This is a genomic window from Actinoplanes sp. G11-F43 (assembly GCF_050589265.1).
Classification (GTDB): Bacteria; Actinomycetota; Actinomycetes; order Mycobacteriales; family Micromonosporaceae; genus Actinoplanes.
The window spans coordinates 31,211-55,291 of record NZ_JBNZCE010000040.1; the positions used below are offsets into that span (position 1 = coordinate 31,211).

Annotated in this window: 20 protein-coding genes and 1 pseudogene; 14 read left to right on the forward strand and 7 right to left on the reverse strand. The window is 70.2% G+C overall.

Going from position 1 to position 24,081, the window contains the following annotated elements:
* Window positions 1-167: 167 nt before the first annotated feature.
* Window positions 168-827 (forward strand): class I SAM-dependent methyltransferase, encoded by a 660-nt coding sequence (locus ACQ0O7_RS36250; RefSeq protein ID WP_430789290.1) that lies wholly within the window; start codon window positions 168-170, stop codon window positions 825-827.
* On the opposite strand, the gene ACQ0O7_RS36255 is transcribed toward ACQ0O7_RS36250, so the two are convergent.
* Window positions 803-2,185 carry an FAD/NAD(P)-binding protein gene (locus tag ACQ0O7_RS36255; protein WP_430789262.1) on the reverse strand — a complete coding sequence of 461 codons (1,383 nt, stop codon included), beginning with the start codon at window positions 2,183-2,185 and terminating at the stop codon, window positions 803-805. The genes ACQ0O7_RS36250 and ACQ0O7_RS36255 overlap by 25 nt on opposite strands.
* 163 nt (window positions 2,186-2,348) lie before the next feature.
* Here ACQ0O7_RS36255 and ACQ0O7_RS36260 point away from each other — a divergent pair, with 163 nt between their 5' ends.
* Entirely contained in the window at window positions 2,349-2,672 is a 324-nt protein-coding gene (locus ACQ0O7_RS36260) for a nucleoside triphosphate pyrophosphohydrolase family protein (RefSeq protein WP_430789292.1), read from the forward strand.
* Between the two features lie 65 nt (window positions 2,673-2,737).
* On the opposite strand, the gene map is transcribed toward ACQ0O7_RS36260, so the two are convergent.
* Entirely contained in the window at window positions 2,738-3,550 is an 813-nt protein-coding gene (gene map, locus ACQ0O7_RS36265; RefSeq protein ID WP_430789264.1) for a type I methionyl aminopeptidase, read from the reverse strand.
* Between the two features lie 65 nt (window positions 3,551-3,615).
* Here map and ACQ0O7_RS36270 point away from each other — a divergent pair, with 65 nt between their 5' ends.
* The gene (locus ACQ0O7_RS36270) at window positions 3,616-3,882 is read left to right on the forward strand and encodes a helix-turn-helix domain-containing protein (protein WP_430789266.1); all 267 of its coding nucleotides are present in this window, start codon (window positions 3,616-3,618) and stop codon (window positions 3,880-3,882) included.
* A gap of 69 nt (window positions 3,883-3,951) precedes the next feature.
* On the opposite strand, the gene ACQ0O7_RS36275 is transcribed toward ACQ0O7_RS36270, so the two are convergent.
* The 3 genes from ACQ0O7_RS36275 to ACQ0O7_RS36285 form a co-directional block, all read right to left on the reverse strand.
* A complete protein-coding gene (locus ACQ0O7_RS36275) occupies window positions 3,952-5,061 on the reverse strand; it encodes a 5-methyltetrahydropteroyltriglutamate--homocysteine S-methyltransferase (RefSeq protein WP_430789268.1) in 1,110 nt (369 codons plus the stop codon).
* A 43-nt stretch (window positions 5,062-5,104) separates the two neighbouring features.
* On the reverse strand, window positions 5,105-8,965 hold the full coding sequence (locus ACQ0O7_RS36280) for a PAS domain S-box protein (protein ID WP_430789269.1): 3,861 nt from the start codon (window positions 8,963-8,965) through the stop codon (window positions 5,105-5,107).
* A 512-nt stretch (window positions 8,966-9,477) separates the two neighbouring features.
* Window positions 9,478-11,205, reverse strand: coding sequence for an ATP-binding cassette domain-containing protein (locus tag ACQ0O7_RS36285; protein WP_430789270.1), 1,728 nt, complete (start codon window positions 11,203-11,205; stop codon window positions 9,478-9,480).
* A gap of 229 nt (window positions 11,206-11,434) precedes the next feature.
* On the opposite strand from ACQ0O7_RS36285, the gene ACQ0O7_RS36290 reads away from it, so the two are divergent.
* The 4 genes and pseudogenes from ACQ0O7_RS36290 (at window position 11,435) to ACQ0O7_RS36305 (ending at window position 14,654) form a co-directional block, all read left to right on the forward strand.
* Window positions 11,435-12,487, forward strand: coding sequence for a TetR family transcriptional regulator (locus ACQ0O7_RS36290; protein ID WP_430789271.1), 1,053 nt, complete (start codon window positions 11,435-11,437; stop codon window positions 12,485-12,487).
* Window positions 12,484-13,083 (forward strand): transcriptional regulator, encoded by a 600-nt coding sequence (locus ACQ0O7_RS36295; RefSeq protein ID WP_430789272.1) that lies wholly within the window; start codon window positions 12,484-12,486, stop codon window positions 13,081-13,083. Before ACQ0O7_RS36290 ends, ACQ0O7_RS36295 begins: the two co-directional genes overlap by 4 nt.
* Before the next feature lie 113 nt (window positions 13,084-13,196).
* A pseudogene (locus ACQ0O7_RS36300) lies at window positions 13,197-13,862 on the forward strand (PEP/pyruvate-binding domain-containing protein); the annotation flags it as partial.
* A 12-nt stretch (window positions 13,863-13,874) separates the two neighbouring features.
* On the forward strand, window positions 13,875-14,654 hold the full coding sequence (locus ACQ0O7_RS36305; RefSeq protein WP_430789294.1) for a PEP-utilizing enzyme: 780 nt from the start codon (window positions 13,875-13,877) through the stop codon (window positions 14,652-14,654).
* A 546-nt stretch (window positions 14,655-15,200) separates the two neighbouring features.
* Here ACQ0O7_RS36305 and ACQ0O7_RS36310 read toward each other — a convergent pair.
* Entirely contained in the window at window positions 15,201-15,815 is a 615-nt protein-coding gene (locus tag ACQ0O7_RS36310; protein ID WP_430789273.1) for a hypothetical protein, read from the reverse strand.
* A gap of 44 nt (window positions 15,816-15,859) precedes the next feature.
* Between ACQ0O7_RS36310 and ACQ0O7_RS36315 the strand changes: the two genes are divergently transcribed.
* The 5 genes from ACQ0O7_RS36315 to ACQ0O7_RS36335 all read left to right on the forward strand — a co-directional run bounded on the left by ACQ0O7_RS36315 (window position 15,860) and on the right by ACQ0O7_RS36335 (window position 19,653).
* Entirely contained in the window at window positions 15,860-16,507 is a 648-nt protein-coding gene (locus tag ACQ0O7_RS36315) for a hypothetical protein (protein ID WP_430789275.1), read from the forward strand.
* Window positions 16,508-16,778: 271 nt separating this feature from the next.
* Window positions 16,779-17,300: a tRNA(His) guanylyltransferase Thg1 family protein gene (locus ACQ0O7_RS36320; protein WP_430789277.1), complete on the forward strand. Its 522-nt coding sequence runs from the start codon at window positions 16,779-16,781 to the stop codon at window positions 17,298-17,300.
* Entirely contained in the window at window positions 17,297-17,671 is a 375-nt protein-coding gene (locus ACQ0O7_RS36325; RefSeq protein WP_430789279.1) for a PH domain-containing protein, read from the forward strand. The genes ACQ0O7_RS36320 and ACQ0O7_RS36325 overlap by 4 nt, the downstream gene beginning before the upstream one ends.
* Window positions 17,661-18,410: an aspartate/glutamate racemase family protein gene (locus ACQ0O7_RS36330; RefSeq protein WP_430789281.1), complete on the forward strand. Its 750-nt coding sequence runs from the start codon at window positions 17,661-17,663 to the stop codon at window positions 18,408-18,410. The genes ACQ0O7_RS36325 and ACQ0O7_RS36330 overlap by 11 nt, the downstream gene beginning before the upstream one ends.
* 22 nt (window positions 18,411-18,432) lie before the next feature.
* The gene (locus ACQ0O7_RS36335; RefSeq protein ID WP_430789283.1) at window positions 18,433-19,653 is read left to right on the forward strand and encodes an IPT/TIG domain-containing protein; all 1,221 of its coding nucleotides are present in this window, start codon (window positions 18,433-18,435) and stop codon (window positions 19,651-19,653) included.
* Window positions 19,654-19,699: 46 nt separating this feature from the next.
* Here the strand turns inward: ACQ0O7_RS36335 and ACQ0O7_RS36340 are convergent, their stop codons facing one another.
* Window positions 19,700-22,960 carry a PAS domain S-box protein gene (locus ACQ0O7_RS36340; protein WP_430789284.1) on the reverse strand — a complete coding sequence of 1,087 codons (3,261 nt, stop codon included), beginning with the start codon at window positions 22,958-22,960 and terminating at the stop codon, window positions 19,700-19,702.
* A 52-nt stretch (window positions 22,961-23,012) separates the two neighbouring features.
* On the opposite strand from ACQ0O7_RS36340, the gene ACQ0O7_RS36345 reads away from it, so the two are divergent.
* Window positions 23,013-23,507 (forward strand): MarR family winged helix-turn-helix transcriptional regulator, encoded by a 495-nt coding sequence (locus ACQ0O7_RS36345; protein ID WP_430789286.1) that lies wholly within the window; start codon window positions 23,013-23,015, stop codon window positions 23,505-23,507.
* Between the two features lie 96 nt (window positions 23,508-23,603).
* Entirely contained in the window at window positions 23,604-24,047 is a 444-nt protein-coding gene (locus ACQ0O7_RS36350) for a DoxX family protein (protein ID WP_430789288.1), read from the forward strand.
* Window positions 24,048-24,081 lie beyond the last annotated feature (34 nt).

The following is a 24,081-nucleotide window of genomic DNA, read 5'->3' on the forward strand; positions in this document are numbered from 1 at the left end:
GCAGATGCATGATGAGTCCATGGATCGCTGGTCTCTCGTGCTCGATCATCTCGCGAGCGCCCTGCCGTACCACGGAAGATTGGTCCTGATCGACGGCCGGGCGGTGGGACCTGGCGGTCCGGGTCCGCACCGGGCCCGGTCATCGCGTCGACGACGCGCACGTGGTGATGGATCTGCACGACCCGGAGTGGCCGGTGATCCGGCACATGGATCCGGTGCTGGTGCCCGGTGATCGCTGGTACCGGACCGAGTCCCGGGCGTTCTTCGCCACCCGCGCCGCCACCTGGGACGTCAAATTCGGATCAGACCTTCCCGCGTACGCGTCCGCGATAGCCGAGTCGGGTCTGGTGGTGGGCGGCACCGCCGTGGACGTGGGCTGTGGCACCGGGCGCGCACTGCCGGCGTTGCGGGCCGCGGTCGGGCCGGCCGGCACGGTGCTCGGCGCCGATCACACACCGCAGATGCTGGCCGAGGCGTCGGTGCGGGCCCGGCAGAACGGCGCATTCCTGATGCTCGCCGACGTCCGGCATCTGCCGTTGCCGGGCCGGAGCGTGGACGCGGTGTTCGCTGCCGGGCTGCTCAACCACCTGCCGAACCCGGCTAACGGTCTGCGGGAGCTGGCCCGGATCACCCGGCCGGGCGGGCGGCTGGTGCTGTTCCACCCGTCCGGCCGGGCGGTGCTGGCCGCCCGGCACGGCAGACGGTTGCGCGATGACGAGCCGCTCGCCGAGCCGGTGCTCCGGGTGTCGACCGCGGAGACCGGCTGGGAGCTGCTGCGATACGAGGACGGACCGTCCCGGTTCTATGCGGTGGCGGTCCGCGGGTGAGACGGGGCAGCGGCATGCTGATGGGACACCGCGGGCTGTGGCAGGGCGGCGGCGAGACGATCGGCCTGGGCGCGGATCTCCGGGATGGCCGTCGACTCCCACACGTGGCCCTTGCGCAGCGGGCCGATCAGCCAGAGCCCCGGTGCCGCCCGGCCGTCCGGATCGGTGTCGATGCCGAGGCCGTGCGGGCCGGTGCGGACCAGTCCGTCCGCGATCAGATCGGCCAGCAGCGGGCCGGCCGAGCCGGGCAGCGGGCCGGGACCGGTGCAGGTGATCACCGCGCCGTACCGCTTCGGGGCCTCCCCGTCGACGTGCACGAGCAGGCCGCCACGCGGGTCCGGCTCGATCGCGGTGATCCGCCCGGAGCGGGTCAGCAGGGCTCCGGTCTCGCGGAGTTCGGTGACGCGGGCCGCGACCGGCGGGGCCATCCGGTGCCGGTGGACCTCCCAGTAGCGCTGGGCGTGCCGCAGGAACCGCTGCTGCGCCCCGGCGTCGAGGCCGGCCCAGAGGCGGTCGGCCCGGGTGCGTACGAAATCGATGACAGCGGTCCAGTGGGCGCCGTCGGCGACCGCCTGCCGCAACCGGCGGATCAGCGGCGCGAGGGTCGCCGACTCGGGCAGGTCGAGGTGGACGGCGGGCGCCGGGACGGCCGGGTGGGCCCGGGGCAGCAGGCCGCGGCGGGACAGGGCCTCGATCGGCGCGTGCCGCGGATCCCGGGTGAGTGTGAGCGCGACGTCGATCGCGGTCAGCCCGGTGCCGAGCAGGAGGACCGGCTGGTCGGCGGGCACCGCGTCGAGCGCACCGGGCGCCCACGGGTCGGCCACGAACGCGACGTCGTTGCGGGCCTCCGCGGTGACCACCGCGGGCACACTCGGGGGCGGGTTGCCGAGGGCCAGGATCAGGTGCTCGGCACGGATCTCACTGTCCGTGTCGTCGCTGATGACGTATCCGGCGCCCGCACGGCGTACCGCAATCGCGGTGGCCCGGTGGTGGGCCGACCGGGGGCCGGCCGCGTCGGCGAGATAGTCGCCGTAGACCGGCCGGGGCAGGAAGCTCGCCGGGCCGGCCTCGATGCCGCGCTCGTGGCACCAGCGCGACAGGTGGTGCGGATCGGCGGCATCGACGCTCATCGCGGCGGCACGGGAGTTGAGCAGGTGCCATTCCTCGGCGGGGCCGTAGGCGACACCGCGGCCGAGCTGGTTCTCCGGGGAGATGACGACTGTCCGCCATGCGGAATTCCTCGATATCGCTCGCGCGGCGAGCACACCGGCGGCGCCTCCGCCGATGATCGCGACAGTGCCGGGCTCATGTCCGGTTCGTTCGGCGGCGACCGAATCACGGACGACGGCGCTGGTCACCGTGGTGCCTCCGTGTTCAGTGGCCGCTTGGTACAGCAAGTTGGCATCGCACACTCCCTTGGGCCGAACCTCGGACCAGCAAACCATATATCCCGTCGGGTTTATAGGTTATCCGGCTGCGAATTCCACTGTTCACCGGCCCTGGTATGACTTCCGCGTGGAGATGAACGAATACCAGCGGGCGGCACTGCGGACCGCCGCCCCGCGCGACAAGAGCAACGAGGTGTTCCACCTGCTGCTCGGCCTCGTGGGCGAGACGGGCGAGCTCGCCGAGAAGGCGAAGAAGATCGTGCGCGACAAGGGCGGCGACTTCGCCCAGTGGGACACCGAGGACCTGAAGAAGGAACTCGGTGACATCCTCTGGTATCTCACCATCCTCGCCGACCATTTCGGGCTGACCCTCGACGAGGTGGCGACGACGAACGTGGCGAAGCTAGCCGACCGGCAGGCCCGTGGCGTCCTCGGCGGCAGCGGCGACGACCGCTAGCCAGGCCTCAGTTCTTGTGGCGATTTCCGGCTCGGATCGAGCCGGAAATCGCCACACGAACCGGCCTACGCCGCGCCGGTGACGGCCGACCGGCCCTTGCCGGTCGCCTGACCCGGGCGGTACGTCAGCACCTGCGGCCCGGCCTCGGTGATCGCCACGGTGTGCTCGGAGTGCGCGGTGCGGCAGCCGTTCGCGGACCGGATGGTCCAGCCGTCCTTGTCGAACTTGATCTTGTCAGTGGTGGCACAGAACCACGGCTCGATCGCGATGGTCAGGCCGGGCTGGAGCTTCATGCCCCGGTTCGGCCGGCCGTCGTTGGGGATGTGCGGGGCCTCGTGCATGGTCCGGCCCAGGCCGTGGCCGCCGAACTCGCCGTTGATGCCGTACCCGTAGCGCCGGGCCACATCGCCGATCGCCGCCGAGATGTCACCCAGCTTGCCGCCGACCACCGCCGCGGCGATCCCGGCCTCCAGGGCGACCTCGGTGCACTCGATCAGCACCAGGTCGGCCGGGTCGGGCGTGCCGACAACCACCGAGAACGCCGAGTCGGTGACCCAGCCGTCGATGCCGACCGCCATGTCGACGCTGAGCAGGTCGCCGTCGCGCAGCACGTAGTCGTGCGGGAGCCCGTGCAGCACCGCGTCGTTGACCGACAGGCACAGCACGTTGCGGAACGGGCCGCGGCCGAACGACGGCTCGTAGTCCCAGTAGCAGGACTCGGCGCCGCGCTCCTTGATCCGGCGCCGGGCATACTTCTCCAGGTCCATCAGGTTGACGCCGACGTCGGCGATCCCCTTCAGCTCACCGAGCAGCTCGCCGACGAAATGGCCGGTCACGGCCATCCGCCCGATCTCCTCCGGGGACTTCAACTCGATCACGACGGTTCCTTCCTCTCCAGACCGGTATAGTTATACCACCGCGTCCGGCAGGATATCCTCCTCCCATGGTTCGCCCACCGCTCACCCCTGAACAGATCGCCGCCGGCCAGCGCCTCGGCGCCGCGCTCCGGTCGGCGCGGGGCACCCGGGGCCTCGCCGAGGTGGCGGTCGAGGCCGGCATCTCCCCGGAGACACTGCGCAAGATCGAGGGCGGACGGCTGCCCTCCCCCGCCTTCGGCACCGTGGTCTGCCTGGCCGGTGTGCTGGGCATCCCGGTCACCACTCTGGCCGAGGTCTGGCTCGCCGACAGCGAAATGCTCCAGGCGTCCTGACGCCGGTTCAGCGCGGCGTGTTCGGCCCGCCCGGTAGAACGAGAAGGCCGGATTGGCCGGATGCCCGATTCATCCCCAGACCTCCTCGGCGGTCTCGGCGATCAGGCGGAGTTTGGCGACCTGTTCGTCGTAGGTGAGGGTGTTGCCCTCGACCGTGGAGGAGAAACCGCACTGCGGGGAGAGGCAGAGCTGGTCGAGCGGGACGTAACGGGCCGCCTCGTCGATACGGCGTTTCAGATCGTCCTTCGACTCCAGTTCGCCGCGTTTGGTGGTGACCAGGCCGAGCACCACGGTCTTTCCCGGGGGCACGAACCGCAGTGGGGCGAAACCGCCGGACCGGTCGTCGTCGTACTCCAGGAAGAAACCGTCCACCGCCAATTCGCTGAACAGCGCCTCGGCGACGAAATCGTAGCCGCCCTCGGCCGCCCAGGAGGACCGGAAATTGCCCCGGCACATGTGCGTGGTGACGTTCAGCCCGGCGGGCCGGCCGGCGATCGCGGCGTTGATCTGGCGAATGTAGCGCAGATGCTGATGCTCGGCGTCGTCGCCACGCTCGGTGAGCAGCTGTCGCTGGGCGGGGTCGTTCAGATAGGCCAGGCTGGTGTCGTCGAGCTGGAGGTAGCGGCACCCTAGCGCGGCCACCCGCTCGATCTGCTCGGCGTACGCCGCGCTCAGATCGGACCAGAAGACCTCCTGGTCGGGGTAGACCGCCGGATCGATGGCGGCCCGGCCACCCCGGTAGTGGACCATGCTCGGCGACGGGATGGTCAGTTTCGCGGTGGTCCCGGGAGCCACCTCACCGGCCAGGAACGCGAAGTCGGTCCCGAAGATCGTCTCGCCGAGGGTGATCGGACCGTCGACCGCGAGCGCCGCCGACTCGAAATCCAGCTCGCCTTTCTCGTTGCGGAAATGTACCTGGATCTTCTCGTCGGTGGGACGGATCCCGCCGAGCCGGTAGATGAAGTCCATGTGCCACGAGGTGCGCCGGAATTCGCCGTCGGTGGCCGCGCGCAGGCCGATATCCTGCTGCATCCGGATCACGTCACGAATGGCGTCGTCCTCAACGGCCCGTAACTGCTCGGCGGTGATCCGGCTCTCCCTGGCGCGCAACAGCCGGGGCGGGCGCAACAGGCTGCCGACGTGGTCGGCCCGGAACGGAGGTTGGTCACGGAACGTCATTGGCGCGGCCTCCTCGGGTAAGGGATCACCCATCAACCTACGCCTATCGATCAGTCGCGGCCTGGAGGTCGAGGACGAATCGGGAACCACCCGCTGGATTCGGTTCGTAGCGGATGTCGCCGTGATTGGCGTGCGCCAGCCCGCGCACGATGTAGAGGCCGAGACCGGTGCCGTTGACGCTTCGCGCGTCCCGGTCGGCTCGGGTGAGCCGGTCGAAGAGCCAGTCGCGGAACTCCTCCGGAACGCCCGGTCCGTGATCCTCGACGGCGATCCGGATCCGCCGGCCGGCCGCGACGATCCGGATCGCGGTCGCGCCCCCGCCGTACTTGGCGGCGTTGGTCAGCAGGTTGGCCAGGATCTGCTGGAGATGCCCGGGGTGCGCGACCACCCGCCGGTCCTCCCCCAGCACCGGGACGCTCGCGTCGAGAAGGGACAGGGCACGGCCGATCTCGGTACGCACCGACAGCGCCTGCCGATCGGCCCGGATCGTGCCGGACTCGATGGTGACCATCGCCAGCACCTCCTGGACGATGTCGTCGAGCCGCCCGGCCTGCCGGTAGATCGCGTCGATGGCGCGCGCCCGGCGCTCGTCGGTGAGGCGCGGCCAGTCGTCGACGAGCACTTCGGCGTGCCCCCGGATCGCGGTCAGCGGGTTGCCGATCTCGTGGCCGAGCATCCCGATGATGTCGAGTTTGAGCTGGTTGGCGGCCTCCAGCTCGCTGGCCCGGTCGGCGAGGGCGACGGCCGCGTCGTCCCGGGCGCGTTCGGCGGCCCGGCGGCCGGACACGTCGGTGACGACGGCGATCAGATGTTTGGGGCGGTCGGCGTTGTCGCGTACCAGCGAAACGGTTGCTTCGGCGTCGATCCAGCGACCGTCGGCGTGCCGCAGCCGGCTCTGATGGGTGTAGGCGTCGGCCTCTCCGGCGAACAGCCCGGCCATCAGACCGGTGTGCTCGATCTGGTCGTCCGGGTGGAGCAGGTCGGCGTTGTCGAGATGGGTGATCTCCTCGATGGTCCGGCCGAGCATCGCGGCGTACGCCGGGTTCACCGCCAGCAGGTGCCCGTCGAGGCCCTGGATGACCTGCCCGACGGCCGAGTTGGTGAACTGGCCCCGGAACCGCTGTTCACTCTCGGCCAGCGCGAGTTCGGCGGCACGGGCCGCCGTCACATCGGTGTTGATCTCCAGGATCTGCGGGCCGCCGTCGTCCGGCTGGTGCAGGACCTGCCGGCTGAGCACGGTGACGGTCCGGCCGTCGGCGGTCAGATGGTCGATCTGCCCCTCCCACCGGCCGTCGCGCAGCATCACCGCGGCATGGTCGTCGCCGGTCATGCCGTCCGGGAACGCGGTGGCCAGCAACTGGTGGGTGATCTTGCCCTGGACGGCGGCGAGCGGCCACCCGTACAGGCCGGTGGCGCCGTGGTTCCACCACCGGATCGTCCCGTCGAGTTCGCGGACGATCACCGCGGCCGGGATCAGCTCCAGGGTGCGGGCGTGCCGGCGCAGTTCGGCGTCGGCGGCGCGCCGGGCGGTGACGTCCTCGACCTGGTCCACCACATACCACGGGGTGCCGTCCGGTCCGTGCACCACCGCGCTGCGCACCGACACCCCGATCGGGTGGCCGTCGCGGTGCCGGTAGCGGCGCTCCGGCCCGGACTCGGCGGAGATCTCCAGGTCGGCGGCGGTCATCCCGGTCAGTTCCGCCGCCGAATACCCGGTGATCGCCGTCATCGCCGGGTTGACCTGCAGGTAGCGGCCGGTCTCGCCGGGTCGCAGGCTAGACAGGGCGATCCCCAGCGGCGAGTTGTCGAAGGTCAGCCGGAACCGGTTCTCGCTCACCTCCAGCTCGGCCAGGGCCCGGGTGCGCTGGGCGGTGTCGTCGGCGTGCCGCATCGCCGAGCTGAGACTGTCGGCGAGCAGTGCCAGCTGCTGTTCGTCGGCGTCGTCGAAGGCGCCCGGCCGGGACGAGGCCACCTTCAGCACACCGATGCCGACCGTGCCCAGGTGCAGTGGGGCGATCAGCATCGAGCCGGCGTCGTTCTGCCACTGCACCACGGTGTCGGCGAGCAGGGCGCGGCCGGAGGCGGAACCGGCCAACGGCGTACGGCCGCCGCCTCCGGTCCGCAGGCCGCCCGCGGTGGCGACGTCGACGAGATCCGCGCCGTCGACCAGTTCGACCGCCGCGCCCTCGGCCGCCGCGAACAGGTCGACGGCACGTTCGGTGACCACCCGGACCGTGGCGTCCCGGTCGGCGGCCACCGCCAGGACCTCACGCTGGACCGCGAGAGTGTGCCGCAGCCGCTGCAACTGCCGGTCCGCCGCGGCCCGCGCCTCCCGCTCGGCGGTCATGTCGAGCAACTGGATGACCGCGCCGGTCACCCCGTCGTCGTCGGTGATCACCGAGGTCGCCGACATCGCCGACAGGTGGGTGCCGTCCCGCCGCACCAGCACCGACTCCCGTACACCCCGGGTCTGGGTTCCGCTCTCCAGGACCTCCAGCGCCTGCTCCAGCTCCTCCGGCGGCCGGGTGGTGATGTCCCACAGCCGCAGCGCGACCGTCTCCGAAGGTGTGTAATCGAGCAGCCGGCAGAACGCCGGATTGGCCATCAGGATCCGGCCGCGGTCGTTGCCGTGCACCCCGACCACGATCTTGGCGATCGGGCTGTGATCGAACACCTCGGCGAACTGCCGCTCACTGCGGGCCAGCTGGTGCAGAGCGGTCATCACCGCGGCCCGCTCCCGTTCCAGCGAGCGCAGCGCGGAGTTCGAGCGTTCCAGCGATTCATCGCGGGCCGCGATGTCGTCGGCGTGCCGCAAAGCCGCGCCGAGCGTGTCGGCGAGCAGCGTGAGCTGCTGTTCATCGGATTCGGTGAACGCTCCCGCCCGGCTGCTGCCCACCATCAGCACCCCGGCCGCCACACCGCCGGGCGCCCGCATCGGCGCGGACAACAACGAGAGCGTGCCACCGTCGTCCGGCGTGACCGGCTCCCCGGCCGGCCGCACCCGCGCCCACTCCCCGGCGGGCAACACCGGCAACACCCGATCCACGATCAAACCCAGCATCGCCGTACGGTCGTGGGCCACCGCCGCGATCTCCCGCTGCACCGCGATCGTGCCCCGCAACCGCTCGGTCTCCCGGTTGGTGGCCGCGGTCACGTCCACGATCTGCGCCAGGATCTGCACCGCGATCCCCGGGCCACCCCGCAACGCGGTCAGGTTGAGCAGGCAGGTCAGCTCCTGACCGTCCTTGTGCAGAAACCGGCGCCGCTCCCGGTAGTCATCGCGCTCGGCGGCTACCAGCTCGTTCAGCGCGACGATCAGCCGGTCCCGTTCCGCCGGGTGGATCAACGCCGGCAACGGCGCCGAGGACAGCTCCGGGCCGGTGTAGCCGAACAGCGCCGACACCGCCGGGTTCGAGCGCAGCCAGTCACCGTCCGGCCCCAGCACCGCCATCGCGATCGGCGATGAATCGATCATCGTGCGGAAGCGGGCCTCACTCTGGGCGAGCGCCTTCCGGCCGCTGCAGTCGATGATCTCCCCGACTGCGTACGCTCGTCCGGCCCCGTCGCTGACCAGCACCGTCTGGGCGCGTACCCAGATCGGGGTCCCGTCACTGCGCAACAGCACCCGCTCCATGCTGATCTCGCGGACCTTGCCGCCGGCCAGCGAAGCGATGATCGTGTTCACCGCGGGCACGTCCTCGTCCGGCACCAGCCCACGCCAGGAACGGCCGATCAGCTGATCACGGCGGTACCCGAGCAGCGCACAGAAGGCCTCGTTGACCTCGGCCAGCGTGCCGGCCTCGCCGGGGGTCAGGCTCGTGACGGCCTTCGGCACCGGACTGCGCGCGAAGGCCTCCGCCAGGACCGGGCGGTCGACGAGCGGCTCGAGAAATCCGACACCCACACTCACCTGATCGGCCGACCGTCCCGGTTCGTGAGCGCGTGGCCGCCCGGCCGGTGGCCGCCTGTTCACTCTTCTCCGCGCTGTTCACTCTTCTCCGCGGCGCGGCCGATGATCGCGCCGCTCCCTTACGGCGGGAGCCGTTACCGACTGCGGATCCGGCGGGGCAGCCGTGACTACATCCGGGACGTCGACCGCCCGGACCGCCCGGCCCGCCACCGACTTGGACGCCGACGACCACACCGCCGACGTCGCTTATCCGAACGGCGAGGTGACAGCCCTGTCGCTGACCGACGGCACAGTCAAGTCCGCTGGCGCGCCTGCCACTCGTACGGCTCCCCCGTCCCCCTTCTTCGCGAAACCTCCGACGGCCGGATCCTGGACTGCTCAGTCCCCCGACCCACCCTTTCCGATCGCCTTCGCCAGCACCGAACCGCACGTCAGCGCACTGATCCGGCTCCTCATCACCGGCCGGCCCCGTTTCGTCGCCGAGTGGGCCGGCCCGTCCGCGCTTCTCAGCCCTCGGTCATCGGCTGGCCTACTTCCAGGCGGGGCCATGTGGACAGGTCGGCGAGCAGCTGCCGGTCGTGGGTGGCGATCACCACGGCCGCCGGGGTGCCGAGCAGGGCCTCGGTCAGTTCGTCGACCAGCGCGGACGACAGGTGATTCGTCGGCTCATCGAAGATCAACAGGTCGGGTCGTTCCGCCAGCCGCAACGCCAGGTCCAGCCTTCGTTGCTGCCCTTGAGAGAGCAACCGCACCGGCGTACGCAGCGCCTCGGCGTCGAGCAGGCCCATCGTGCCCCGCCCGGCGAGCAGACGGTGCGCGGTGGTGTCGGCCGGCCATTCCGGGACCTCCTGCGCGACCAGCGCCACCCGCGTCTCCGCCGACCGGTGCACCGACCCGGACCCCGGTTCCAGACACCCCGCCAACACGGAGAGCAGCGTGGACTTACCGGTCCCGTTGGCCCCGGTCACGAGCAGCCGGTCTCCTCCGGTGAGCGCGAGGGTCACCGGGGTGTCCAGGCGCCCCGGGACGCGTACCCCCTCGGCGCTCAACAACGGCACCCCCTTGCGGGTGTCCAGCTCCGGCCATCGCAGCGCCGGCGGCGGCGCCGGAACCGTGATCCGATGGGCCTCCAGCGCCTCCTTCTCCCGGTTCAGCGCCTGCACTACCCCGGGTGTGTGCGACTGGCGTTTGTGCTTGTCAACCCCCTTGTCCGGCCGCCATCCGGTGGTGAGCCGGGCCCGAGCCCGGTCCACCGCCGCCGACAACCGCACGTGTTCGGCCCGCTGTTCGGCATAGCCCTGCTCCCAGGAGGCCCGATCCCGCAGCCGTCCGGCCTGCCATTCGTCGTACCCGCCCGCATACACCCGCGCCCTCCCGTCCTGACTGGGATCCAGATCGAGGAACTGCCGCGCGACATCCCGCAACAACTGCCGGTCGTGGCTGACCACGGCCAGCCCACCCGCATGCTCCCGGAGACGGCCGGTCAGGAACGCCAGCCCACCGGCATCGAGATGGTTGGTCGGCTCGTCGAGCAGCAGGATGTCGTGGTGCGCCCCGAGCAGGCACGCCAACCGAACCCGGTACCTCTGCCCCACCGACAACGTCCGCAACTCCCGATCCCGGTCGGTGCAGGCGTCGAGCGCCTCCAGTGCCACGTCGACCCGGCGCTCGGCATCCCAGGCGTCCAGCCGCGTCACGGTCTCCAGCGCCGCCGCATACCACTCGTCAACATCGCGGCACCCGGTCGTCCCACCAGCGGCCACCACGTCCTCACGGCGCCCCACCGGCCCACCGCCGCCCAGCCCATCCCCCGCCATCCCACCACCGGCCATCACGCCCTGACGGCGCCCCGCCGACCCGCCGCTGCCCGGCACGTCTCCGGGATCCCCCGTGGGATGGTGACCGGCGGCCAGAGCCAGCGTGGCTTCGTCCAGGTCCGCCAGGGCCGACAGCGAGTCGGCCAGGGCGGCGTCGGTGAGGGTGCCCACCGTGTCACCGGGAGCGGCTTGCAGCGCCTGGGCCGCCAGCCCGATGGTTCCGGACCGGTGCACCGACCCCTCGTCAGGAATCAGCAGTCCGGCCAGGACGTGCAGCAGTGTCGTCTTGCCCCGGCCGTTCTCGCCGACGACGGCGAGACGGGTGCCGGGTGAAACAGTGACGGAGACCTGGTCGAGGACCAGACGCGCTCCGAGTCGGACAGAGACGTTATCGGCACGCAGGTGCGCAAAAGACATGATCGGGAAGCTCCGCAGCTCGAAATGAGCCGGGAAGCCTTGTGGGCCGCCCGGCAGGACCGAGACGGCGGGGCAAAACCGCAGGTAGCGCCGCCGTCAGCGGCTGCTGCGGATCCTGAAGAACGCGAACGCCTTGAACATGGCGGCAACGTTAGCGGCCCGCCGGAACCCTCGCCAACCCATTTTCAGATGTTCTTATCATCCAGATGTTGGGTGTATCGTTTCCGGCATGGTCCGACTGACACGAGCACAGCAGCAGGCCCGCACCCGTGCGACGGTGCTGGGCGCGGCGGCAGCGGAGTTCGCCGAGCACGGTTATGCCGACGCGAAGATCGACCGCATCGCATCGCGCGTCGATCTGACCCGGGGCGCCGTCTATTCGAACTTCCCGAGCAAGCGATCGCTCTACCTGGCGGTTCTGCTGGACTCGTGGCCACACGCCCCACACGGGAGCGTCGAGGCCCTGCACACCGATGCCGCCAGTGCCTCGGAGGCGTTCGCGCGGACCTGGCTGGAGCGCCTGCCACTCGCTGCCGACGACGCGGCGACGGCCCGGCTGCGCTCCGGCTCGGTGACCGGGGTCTTCGACGACGACAACGGCCGGGCGGTGCTCGGTGAGCTGACCCGTCTCGAGGCGCTGATGCTCGCGCTGTCGCTGGAGTCCTGTCCGCCGTCAGCGGCTCGCCGGGTGCGCGTCGCCGAGCTGATCCTCACCATGCTGCACGGCGCCGACCATCTGGCCGGGGCCGCTCCCGGCTTCGGTGATCCCTTCGACGTGGCGCGGGCCTGCGGTCACCTGGCCGGGCTCGATCTGGCCGACACCTGGGATCCGCCCCATCTCGGTTTCATCAAGGCCGCCGAGCTGTGCGACGACCCCTGGCCGGAGCCGGAGGACGGCATCGTCGTCGTCCTGGGCGCCGCGCGTCTCAGCGCTGCCGAGGAGGCGGTTCGTGCCGCGGCACCGGGCGAGCGGGTGACGATCGCCGTGGTGACCGACAGCCCCACCGAGACCGGTGCGCTGGTCCGGTTGCGGATCACCGGTCTCGCCGCCTGCCTGCGCCGGACGTTCCCGGCGGCCGCCGCTCCCCCGGTCCACGTCGACCTCGACGAGGGGCCCGCACTGGCCACCGCCATCGGCGCGGCGATCGCCGACGACACCGAGGCGGCCGTCCGGGTCCGCGCCGGCCGGGTCCTGGCTCGCGCCCGGGGCCGGGGTGCGGGCCACGCCGTCGCCGTCGCCATCCCACCGGCCGACACTTCCACGGGGAGGGACCCGTCATGACAGATCTTCTGGTGCTGCACACCTTGCGCTGCATGGGCTACACCGACCTGGAGCGGATCGCCGGCGTCACCGGGATCCTCCCTGGCGAGGTGGAGTCGCGGCTGATCGACCTGGCGATCGACGGCCTGGTGACGAAGGTCCCCGGACCGTTCGGCGGCTGGGGCCTGACCGAGGAGGGCAAGACCGAGGATGCCCGTCTGATCGCCGAGGAGTTGTCCGCCTCGGGCGCCCGCCCCTCTATGGTCGAGGCGTTCGAGCAGTTCATGGTCCTCAATCCCGAGCTTCTGGATCTCTGCTCGGCCTGGCATCTCCGCATGGTGAACGGGGTGGCTTCGCCTAATGATCACCAGGATTCCGCGTATGACGGCCGGATTCTCGTCCGCTTCACCGACCTGGACAGGCGGGCCGTCCCGGTCTGCTCGGCACTGACGACCGCGCTGCCCCGCTTCGTTTCCTACCGCCCTCGGCTGGCGACAGCGCTGGCGCGGGCAGAGTCGGGTGCGATGGAGCACCTGGCCGAGACCACAACGTCGTATCACGCGGTGTGGTTCCAGCTCCACGAGGATCTGCTGGTCACGTTGGGCATGCCGCGATGAGGTTCATCCATCCGCTGATCCCGGCCCCGATCCCCGGCGCGGCCGGTTCCGATGCCTCTGGTCCGCCCGCACTCGACCTGATCGGGGCCAAGGCTGATGGCTTGATCACCCTGATGAGCCTGGGCCTGCCGGTCCCGGCCGGCTTTGTGATCTCCACCGAGGCTTGCCGCGCGTTCCTTCGCGACGGCCGGCTCCCGGAGAGCCTGGATGCCGAGCTGACGGCTGCTCTCGCGACGTTGCAGTCCGGCCGAGATCAGGCCACCGACCCCTCGCCACCGCTGCTGGTGTCCGTCCGGTCCGGCGCGGCCGTCTCCATGCCCGGCATGATGGACACCGTCCTCAATGTGACCACCGCAAACGTGACCACCGCGCCCCCAGTTGAGACCGCACCTAAGTCAGAGACCACAGACGAGACCGGAACCACCGCCGTGCCCGACGATCACGTTGGGCCCGACGATCACGTTGGGCCCGACGATCACGTTGGGCCCGACGATCACGTTGGGCCCGACGATCACGTTGGGCCCGACGATCACGTTGCGCCCGACGATCAGAACTGTTCGGCGGACCCGGCTGACTCCGCCGACCTGGTCCGGCGCGCCGTGCGGGAGGTTTTCGCCTCCTGGAACACCCCTCGGGCCGTCGCCTACCGGGAGTTGCACGACATACCCCATGATCTCGGCACTGCGGTGATCGTGCAGGTCATGGTCCTCGGTGATCGTGACTCCCACAGCGGGAGCGGGGTCGCCTTCAGCCGTGATCCGAGCACTGGCGCGAACGTCCCGTTTGGGGATGTGCTCTTCGGGAGTCAGGGCGGGGACGTGGTCTCCGGCCGGTTCCCGACCCGGCCACTGGCTGAGCTGGCCGACCGGGAGCCAGCGGTCTGGGCGGCACTGCTCGCGGCGCTGTCCCGGCTGGAGCGGCACTATCGGGACGTCTGCCATGTCGAGTTCACCTACGAATCCGGACGACTGTGGTTTCTTCAGGTCCGGCCGGGCGGGCTGTCCGGGCGTGCGGCGGTCCGGGCCGCTGTCGACCTCGCCGACGAGGGGATCACCGATCGTGAAACCGCACTCACCCGGGTGACGCCGTGGCAACTGCGCGCCGCCCGGATTCCACGGATCCGGCTGGACGGCGACATCACGATCGTCGGGCGCGGGATCGGCGCCAGCCCGGGCGCGGCGGACGGCCGGATCGCGGTGACCGCCGACCAGGCCGCCCGGATGGCCACCACCGGGCCGGTGATCCTGGTCCGGCCACACACCTCTCCGCTGGACGTTCACGGCATGGCAGCAGCGGCCGGCATCGTCACCACGGTCGGCGGTCCCACCAGCCATGCCGCGGTGGTGGCCCGTTCCCTGGGGCGCCCAGCCGTCGTCGGGGCCACCTCGCTCCGCGTCGACACGGCGACCGGTTGTGTCGACTCTCCGGCCGGTCCCCTGGCCGAGGGCACGTGGATAACCATCGACGGGACGGGCGGCGAGATCGTTCTCGGTCGGCCGGAGATCATGTCGGGGGAAGCCGATCCGCACCTGGCCCGCCTCCTCTCCTGGGCGGCCGCATCACTGGCGTGAACGGCGATCAGGCTGGTTGGGACAATCGTGTTCACCGATGATCTGCCTATTGGCGAATCGCCGGCTGCGATGTCTTCGGTCGAGGGCGTCGACGGCATCAAGGTTCCGAAAGGATCTGAGGGTTACACCGTGGATGTCCATCACTGTGGCCGGATCGACGACCCAGGTTGTCCGGGCCGTGGAACGCCATGTTGTGGATGAACTGGACGACCGTGATCGTGCTGTTGTCCGAGCGGCCCTCGGTGAGGATGTAGCCACCGGAATGGCACCCGAGGTCGCCACGGCACTGGGCGAAGACGACGGCCACGTCCTCGTCCGTGGAGTTCCTGGTCTACGCCTTCCTGCCGTGCATCTGGCGAACACCGTGACGACGCGAGATGGCCGCGCCCCAGCGAAGGGCTGGGCAGGCGACCGGCCAGGCAGGCGACCGGCCGGGCGGGCAGGCGACCGGCCGGGCAGGCAGGCGACCGGCCGGGCGGGCAGGCGACCGGCCGGGCGGGCAGGCGACCGGCCGGGCGAACAACTTCGCGGAGGGGGTGCCGGGTGCTAGCCGGGTTCTCGCTGACGTATCAGGTCGATGAGGGCGGCCATGGCTACCAGGGACAGGGTCAGGATCGCGAGCCAATGGCCGTATGCGAGGGAGAAGGAGTCGTTCAACAGGTTGTAGTGCTCCCAAGCTCGTGGGTCTCGGCCTGGTGGGATGCGGCCGATAGAGGTCGCCGCCGTGTCCACCGCGGCGGATCGGGCCAGGAGGGTGGCGCCGGCCAGGACGATGGCGGCGGCTACCGCGAAGCCCGCGGTCAATGCCGGGCGCCAGATACGGGACGGTGACGCTGACGCGGCCAGTGACGCCAGCATCAGCGTCACCGCCAGCCACGCCACCGGCTGCGGTGGAACGGTGGGTGGTGTCGGGGTGCCCAGCAGGTCCCGCACGCCCTCGGCGTCCAGGCGGCGCATCGGTTCCTTGTCCGAGTCCTGGGTGAAGTCCAGGTCCGGGCGGCCACCGGCGAGGAGGTCCAGGCCGGTCCAGGTGATCTTCCACTGCATCCGGGGCTGTTCCGGGGCGGTGCACGAACCGGTCACGAACGGCAGTAGCAGGCACAGGCCGGCCAGGACCAGACCGGTCGCTCTTGACCGTGTCCCTAGGACATGGTTTCTCATGGGTCGCGCCGTCCCTGTGGTCGAGCCGAAACCTGGAGCGAGAGATGTTCAAGCAGTGGCGGCGTCGCCGCGCGATCGAGCGGGTGCGGGCCGGAAACGGTCGGCCGCTGAAACGATTCCGCTGGTGGCAGCCGTTGAGTCGATCGCTGATGTATCTGCCTGCCGATGCCCCGGGGCGGCCGGCTGAGTATGCCGTCGACGTGCGGCACATGCGTTCCGAGAACGATATGGGAGAGACCGGGGCGCATCTCTACCGGGACGGTTATCAATACGCCCGGTCGGTGGTTCCGGCCGTCTTCCCGATCGAGGGTGGCGCGATCGAGGTGGCCACCACCACGTTCGGCTTGCGGCGCTGTCACTACGTCGCCGACGACGGTACGGAGCGGCAGCTCGTCCCGGACCCGCGCTCCGGTGAGGGGCGACGTGCCCGCCTCGATCGGGACCATCCGGTCCTCAGCCGCTGGATCGGCGTCGTCTCGGTCATCCTGCTCCTCGTCGCCCTGCTGCTCGGGCTGCCGGCACTCGTCGAATCGCTGTCCCGGATCCCGCCGGTGGCCGAGCGCTGGGGCACCTTCACCTCACCCCTCGACCTGCCGGTCTGGTCCACGGTGGTCATCGGCCTCGTCGCAGCGGTCGCCAGCACCGAACGGGCGCTGCGCCTGCGTTACAGCGCCTGGCTGGACGAGAACTGACCCCCGCCTCCATGAGAGGCATCGATCGGGCGGCACTCCGGCTGGCCAGGATAGCCGCCGCGCCCAGCCGCACGCTGCCCCGCTCGACACCCGAACACGCGGCGGGCAGGACAGCGAACGGAAGCGGCGAGAGGCAGCGCAGCAGGCCGGGACCGGGGCGGGAACAGCAGAGACTGAACAGCGAACGGGAGCGGTAGGCGGCCGAGCGGTTAGCGACCGAGAGGCGGGCGCCGATAGGGTGCTCGTGTGTCGGGGCGGGCTGTGGATTCTGGTGGGAGCGCTCAGCGGGGCTCGGTACGCGTACACCGTCAGTGATGAGATCTCCTTGTTGTTCGATCCTGGATTCTGGATGTTCGGGCGCAAGCTGGAGAAGCTGGTCTCCGTGTCGGCGGGGCTGGCCAGTGCCGGGTTCACCCTGGAGAGCGGGATCCTGGGTCATTTCGACTCGCGGGTCTGGATCGGGGCCACCGTCGAGGATGTCGCCGACTACTTCCAGTGGCGGCAGGCGGACGCCGGGCGGTCGGCGCTGCACGGCTGGTGTTACTGGACGCTTCGGCAGGACGGGGCGACGAGGCAGCGGGCCACCGAGGCGCTGAGCGGGTTGAGCACGGCGGGCAAGAACGAACTGCTGCACCGGAGCGGTGTCAATTTCAGTGCCGTTCCGGCCTGGCAGCGGCGCGGGATCGGGTTGTGGGGTGACCGGGTGGAATGGGAGTTGCCGATGCGCCGGGAGTACCGGGAACTGGTCGTGCGGCTCGCGGGCTGGCGGGCGGAATCTACGATCGGGGCGTGATCGATTTTTCCAGCCCGTCTGTCTTCAAGCTCACCCCGGTCGACCCGGGATCGGTGTACCAGCAGGTCGCACCCCTGTTGATCAACGGGGAGCAGTTGTTGTACGCGTTCAAGACCACCCGGGATTTCGTGGCGTTCACCAACAAGCGGCTGATCGCGGCGAACATTCAGGGGATGACCGGTAAGAAGGTGGATTTCACCTCTCTGCCGTACAACAAGATTCAGGCGTTCTCGATCGAGACGGCCGGTAATTTCGACCGGGACGCCGAGTTGGAGTTGTGGTTCAGCGGGCTCGGCAAGGTGCGCCTGGAGTTCAAGGCCAGTTCGGATATCCGCCAGCTCGGGCAGATGATCGCCACCTATGTCCTTTAATCGAGGGAAGACCATCGAACGAGGGAAGACCATCGGGCTGCTCGGCGGAATGAGCTGGCAGTCGACCGCCGAGTACTACCGCATTCTCAACGAACTGACCGCGGAACGGCTGGGCGGGTTGCATTCGGCGCGCTGCGTCATCCATTCCGTCGACTTCGCGGAGATCGAGACCCTCCAGTCCGAGGGCCGGTGGGATGAGGCGGGCGCGCTGCTGGGCGAGGCGGCGCGGAGTCTGGAGGCGGCCGGCGCCGACTTCGTGGTGTTGTGCACGAACACGATGCACAAGGTGGCCGATGACATCCAGCAGGCGATCGGCGTTCCGCTGCTGCATCTGGGCGACACCACGGCCGAGGCGGTGAAACGGCGGGGCATCGCGACGGTCGGCCTGCTGGGCACCCGGTTCACCATGTCCGAGGAGTTCTATCGGGGCCGGATGGCCGCGCACGGGCTGCGGGTGCTGGTCCCGGACGCCGACGGCCGGCGGATCGTCAACGACGTCATCTACGACGAGTTGTGTCTGGGGATCGTCAGACCGGAGTCGCGTGTGGCGTACCGGCAGGTCATTCAGCGCCTGATCGACGCGGGGGCGGAGGGGATCGTCTACGGCTGCACCGAGATCGAGCTGCTGGTGGATCAGAGTGACAGTAGTGTTCCGGTCTTCCCGACGACACGGTTGCACTGTGAGGCCGCCGTCGCAACGGCTCTGGCCGGTTCCGGGGTTTTCGGCGACTGGCCGTGACTGGATCACTACGCTCGCAAACATGAAAAAGTGCCTGGTGTGCGCGGCCACTACCGTTATGGCCGTCGCCGGTGTCACCGGCCCGGCGTACGCCGCCCCGCAGACCCTGACGTTGAACAGCTCCTTCGGCGTGAGCGGTGGTGGGAACACGCTCGTCGGCACCGTTCCGGCCTCGGCGCCGAACACGTTCGCGGCCGGCAGTGTGCCGGTGGTCCAGTTCCAGTCCGGGAGTTGCGCCAATCAGTCGAAGCCGGTCGCCCCGATCGTGGCCGGACCGGGCGGAACCCTGACCGCGGGCGCGGTGACCGTACGCCCCAACGACGTGACCCGCATCTCCGGTACGAAGGTGGCCTTCAAGGTGCCGTCCCGCTCGTACCCGGAACTCGACTCGAACGGCAGTCCCAGCACCGTCAACACCGACGGCCTGGCGCTGGTGAGTGGCCAGACGTCGGCGAAGTGGTCGGTCTGTCTGTACGACACCGACACGCCGGGCGGTTCGCTGCTGGCGTCGACCACGTACAACCTGGTCCAGAAGCCGACAATCACCGGTGTCACCCCGGCGGCCAGCCCGGCCGGCGGCGGGACGACGGTCACGGTGACCGGTAGCGGGTTCCAGTCGGCCACGGTGGGCGGGCCGCCGATCACCGCCTCGATCGGCGGGTCGCCGCTGACCAACATCAAGGTGGCGGCGAACGGTTCCAGCTTCACCGCGACGACCGGGCCGCGGGCCGCCGGGAGCAATCTGTTCCTGACCGTCAACGCCGCCGGCGGTACGGTGGTCAGCTCCGACCCGGACAACGACCCGACCACGTACGAGTCGCCGGTGCTGTTCGAATACAGCAACGGCATCACCGTCACCCCGTCGCTGACGCCCGGCGGCAGCACCGTCACGCTGGACATCGTGGGTGCCGGTTTCTCGTCGCTCACGTTCGACGCCAACGGTGGCCCGACCAGCGCCAACGCGCACGTCTTCCTGGTCCGCGGCGCCTACGTGGCGGCCGGCAACCGGGGTGTGGCCGAGTGCACCGGCGTCGTGGTGATCGCCGACACCGAGCTGATCTGCACCCTGGATCTGTCGGGTGGTTCGCTGAACCCGGTGACCAGTGCGGCGGCGCCGTCGGTGGCGGTGCCGGACGGGGCGTACACGGTGACGGTCGTCAAGAACGGCTCGACGAGCGTGGGTTCGGACGCCGAGCCGTCCATCGTCAGCAGCGGCTCGACGTTCACGGTGGGGCCCTACTGATTCTCCGGAGTCGATCGAGGACCACCGCCCGTACGGGCGGTGGTCCTCAATTGGCTGTGGGCAGCGTCAGCGTGAAGGTGCTGCCGCCGGGGTCGCCGGGCCGGAAGCCCGCGCTGCCGTGGTTGGCCTCGGCCAGCCCGCGCACGATGTAGAGCCCCAGCCCGGTCCCCTTGATGGTCATGCTGGTGTCCGGGTTGCGGGTGTACCTGTCGAACAGTTGCGGGCGCAGTTCCTCGGGGATGCCCGGCCCGTCGTCGTGCACCGCGATGGTGGCGAACTCACCGTCCCGGCGTACGGTGATGGCGGTGGCGCCCCCGGCGTACTTGGTGGCGTTGGTGCAGTAATTGGTGACGATCTGCTGCAGGTGGCTGGGGTGCACCAGCACGGTCAGCCCGGCCGGGCAGTCGACCGGGACGGTCAGTTCCAGGCCGGCGACCGCGTCGGCGAGCGCCTGCGCGACGTCCACCGGCTCGGGTTCGACGCTGAGCTGCCCGGCGTCCAGGATGCACATGGTCAGGATCTCGGCGCGCAGCAGTTCCAGCTTGCGGGCCGACCGGGCGATCACGTCGACCGCTTTGCGCTGCGGGCCGGCGAAGTTGTCGCTGTCACCGAGCAGGAGTTCGGCGTACCCGGTGATGGTGTTGAGGGGTGTCCCGATCTCGTGCGAGAGCATCCCCATCAGGTCCATCTTCATCGCGTTGGCGGCGGCGAGCTGGATGTTGCTGTCCTGGAGTTCGGTGTTGCGCTGGGCGAGCTGGGCGTCGGCGAGGTCGCGTTCGCGTTCGGCGGCCAGGCGGGCGGTGACGTCCTGGATCACGGCGATGAAGCCGACCGGCTGGCCGTCGCTGTCGCGGACCAGGGACATGCCGACCTCGGCGTCGACGATGCCGCCGTCCGCGTGCAGCATCCGCAGGCTGCGGTCCATCGGCAGGTCCTGGGTGAACAGCAAAGCGGCGGCGCGCTGGTTGCCGGCCCGCTCGTCGGGGTGGGTGATGTCGTCGAAGGTCATCGTCTCCAGCTCGCCGACCTGCCGGCCGAGCATGTTCGCCAGGGCCGGATTGACCTGCTGGAAGACCCCGTTCATGCCGATCGTGGCCTGGCCGACGGTGGCCAGCGCGAACTGGGTGCGCAGCCGCTGCTCACTGTCCGCCTGCTGACGCTCGGCCTGTTTGCGGGCGGTGACGTCGACGTTGACCTCGAGGATGGCCATCGGGGCACCGTCCTCGTCCCGCTGTACCGCCTGATGGGACAGCACGATGATGCGGCTGCCGTCGCTGCGCAGGTGGCTCAGCTCGCCGTGCCACTCGCCCTCGTCGGTGAGCGCCCGGTCGACCAGGGTGCGCAGCACCGGGAACCGGGTGTCGAGCAGCCGGTGGGTGGGGCAGCCGACGGCGGCCTCGGCGCTCCAGCCGTAGGTGGTCTCGGCCCCGCGGTTCCACCAGGTGATCCGGTCGTCCAGATCGCGGACGATCACCGCGGTCGGGGCGAGGTCGAGCAGTTCGGCCTGCTGGCGCAGCCGGGCGTGGTCGTGATGACGCTGGGTGACATCACTGACGACACCGTCGATGTGCAGGAAGCCGTCCTCGCGGCGTGGGAAGGCCCGGCACCACAGCCAGCGGGTCACCCCGTCGAAGCCGACGAAACGGCACTCCGTCTCGGCCGGCTGTTCGGACATCAGGGTGCCGAAGAAGCTCTGGAACGAGTCCTGGTCGTCGGGGTGCACCATGCCGGCCATGAACATCAGGTCGCCGCTGTCCGGGACGGGGCCGCCGAAGACGCCGGCGTTCGGGCTGTCGTACACCCGGTGCACCTCGCCCTCCGGGGTGACCCGGGCGGTGAACAGGTAGTCGGCCAGGTTCGACACGATCCGGTCGAACTCGCGCCGGGCCCGGCTCAGTTCGAGTTCGAGTTCCTCGGCGTGCCGGCGGTGCACGTACTGCCCGATGCAGGCGGCCACCGTGTCCAGGGTGGCCATCAGGTCCGGGTCGAGTTCGGTGTCGCGCCGGTCGAAGACGGCCAGCACGCCGACCACGTCGGTGCCGTTGCGGACCGGGACGGCGGCGGCGGTGCGCAGACCGGACTGGCGGGCCGCCTCGGCGCGCTGCCCGCCGTGGCTCGGCACGTCCGAGATCCAGCGCCCGGTGCCCGCGTCCCACTCCTCGCCGACCACGCCCTGACCGCGCACGATGGTGCTGAAGCCGGTCATCCGGGCGGTCACCTCCGGGTCCCGGGACCACACCGCGAGACGTTCCAGATCAACGCCTTCGGCGTCCAGGTGCCAATATTCGGCGTACGGCCAATGCAGGGTCTCCCCCACCGCCGCCACCACCGCCGCCGTCGCCTGCTCGACGTTGGGCGCGGTGGCCAGCGCGTCGGCCACCGAGTACTCCAGGCTGCGCAACCGCTCGTTGTGCCGGGCCGCGGTCAGGTCCCGCACGAACATGTACGCTTCCGGCCCGCCCGGCTGGCTCAGCACGGTCAGCGAGAACTCCACCGGGAACCGCCGGCCGCCGCCGCGCTGGATCGCCTGGAACGCGATCCGCCGCCCGGCCGCCGCGGTCTGCGCCCCGGTCCGCGACATCCATGTCAGGTACGCCTCCCGGTCCTCGGGGGCGATCACCAGCTCGCTGAAGACCCGGCCGACGGCTTCCGCCTCGGTCCAGCCGAACATCCGCTCGGCCTCCCGGTTCCAGGAGGTGACCAGCCCGGCCGGGTCGGTGGAGAGGAACGCGTCCAGGGTGCTGTCCAGGATCTGCTGGATCAGGTCGGCGGCACGGGACGCCTCGTGCGCGCTGATCCGGGCGGCGATCTCGGCGGTGGCCGCGACGGCCAGGTCCTCCATCGCGGCGACGTCGCCCTCGGTCCACGGCTGCGGTTCGGTGCCGGCCGCGCACAGGGTGCCGAGGATGTGCCCGTCCGGCGACCGCAGCGGCACCCCCAGGTAGGAGATCGCCTGGTAGTCGGCGATCGCCGGGCTGTCGCGCAGCAGCGGGTGTTCGCGGGCGTCCGGAACCACCAGGGTCCGGCCGCTCTGCACCACGTATTTGCAGTACGAGTGGGTCAGCGGGGTCTCCCGGACCTCCGCCGTGGCGCCCGGTCCCCCGCTGCTGACGAAGCACTGCCGGTCCTGTTCGACAAGAGACACCAGGGTCACCCGGCCGCCGACCAGACGGGACGCCAGCGCGGTGATCCGGTCCAGAACCGGCGAGCTGGGCAGGTCGATCAGCCCGGTCGCGGCCACCGCGGCGAGCCGTGCGGGGTCCGAGACGGCCTCGGTCACGGCGCGGGACGGGACGGCTATCTTCATCGAGTCCCCCATCGGCCGCGAGCGCGCCGATCTGAGTTGGGAGAATCGCGGCGTGAACACCCCATGGCTATCTTCCGAGCAGCTGGCGGCATGGGTGCGCTTCATCGGTGTGGTCGAACTGCTCCCGGGCGTTCTCGACAGCCAGTTGCGCCGTGACGCCCAGCTGACCCACTTCGACTACTACGTGCTGGCGCAACTGTCCGAGGTCGAGGATCACACGCTGCGGATGACCGCGCTGGCCGAGCGCACCGCGGCGACGCTGGCCCGGCTCTCGCACGTGGTGCAGCGGCTGGAGGCCCGTGGCCTGGTGGACCGTTTCCCCTGTCCCCAGGATCGCCGGGCGACCAATGCCCGGTTGACCGAGGCGGGCTGGGCCAAGGTCCAGGAGAGTGCGCCAGGGCACGTCGACACCGTTCGTGAGTACGTGGTGGATGTGCTGACCCCGGAGCAGCTGGCCCAGCTGGGGTCGATCAGTGACGCGCTGTTGCGCAAGCTCGATCCGGGGAACGGGCGGGCTGAGATCTACCGCCGCTACGACCCGGTGTGACATCCCCCATACGGTTGAAACTTCAATTGTTGTTGCCACAAGCGAATCCCGTCGCAATAGTTGTCACTTCAACTATCGACTGTGAAGGACGGATTCGTGACCAACAGCATCCCCCGTGACGTAGCCCTGCTGATCGCCCGCGTCGTCGTCGGCGTGGTCTTCATCGCCCACGGTTGGCAGAAGTTCAACGAATGGGGCCTGGTGGGCACCGGCGCGTCCTTCGACCAGATGGGTGTCCCGCTGCCCACGGTGAGCGCCTGGTTCGCCGCGATCGTCGAGCTGGCCGGCGGGATCGCCCTGGTCGCCGGGGTCGCCGTGCCGCTGGTCTCGCTGCTGCTGTTCGTGAACATGCTCGGCGCGTTCCTGATCGTGCACGCCACCAACGGCGTCTTCGTCGGTGACGGCGGCTTCGAACTGGTCGCCACCCTGGGCGCGGCCGCCCTGCTGTTCGCCGCGCTGGGCGCCGGCCGCTACAGCGTGGACCGCTTCCTGGCCCCGCGCCTGCCCGCCCAGCTGACCCGCCAGACCGTCAACGCCTGACGCCGGCTCGGTGTTCGTGTGGCCCGTTGGGGGG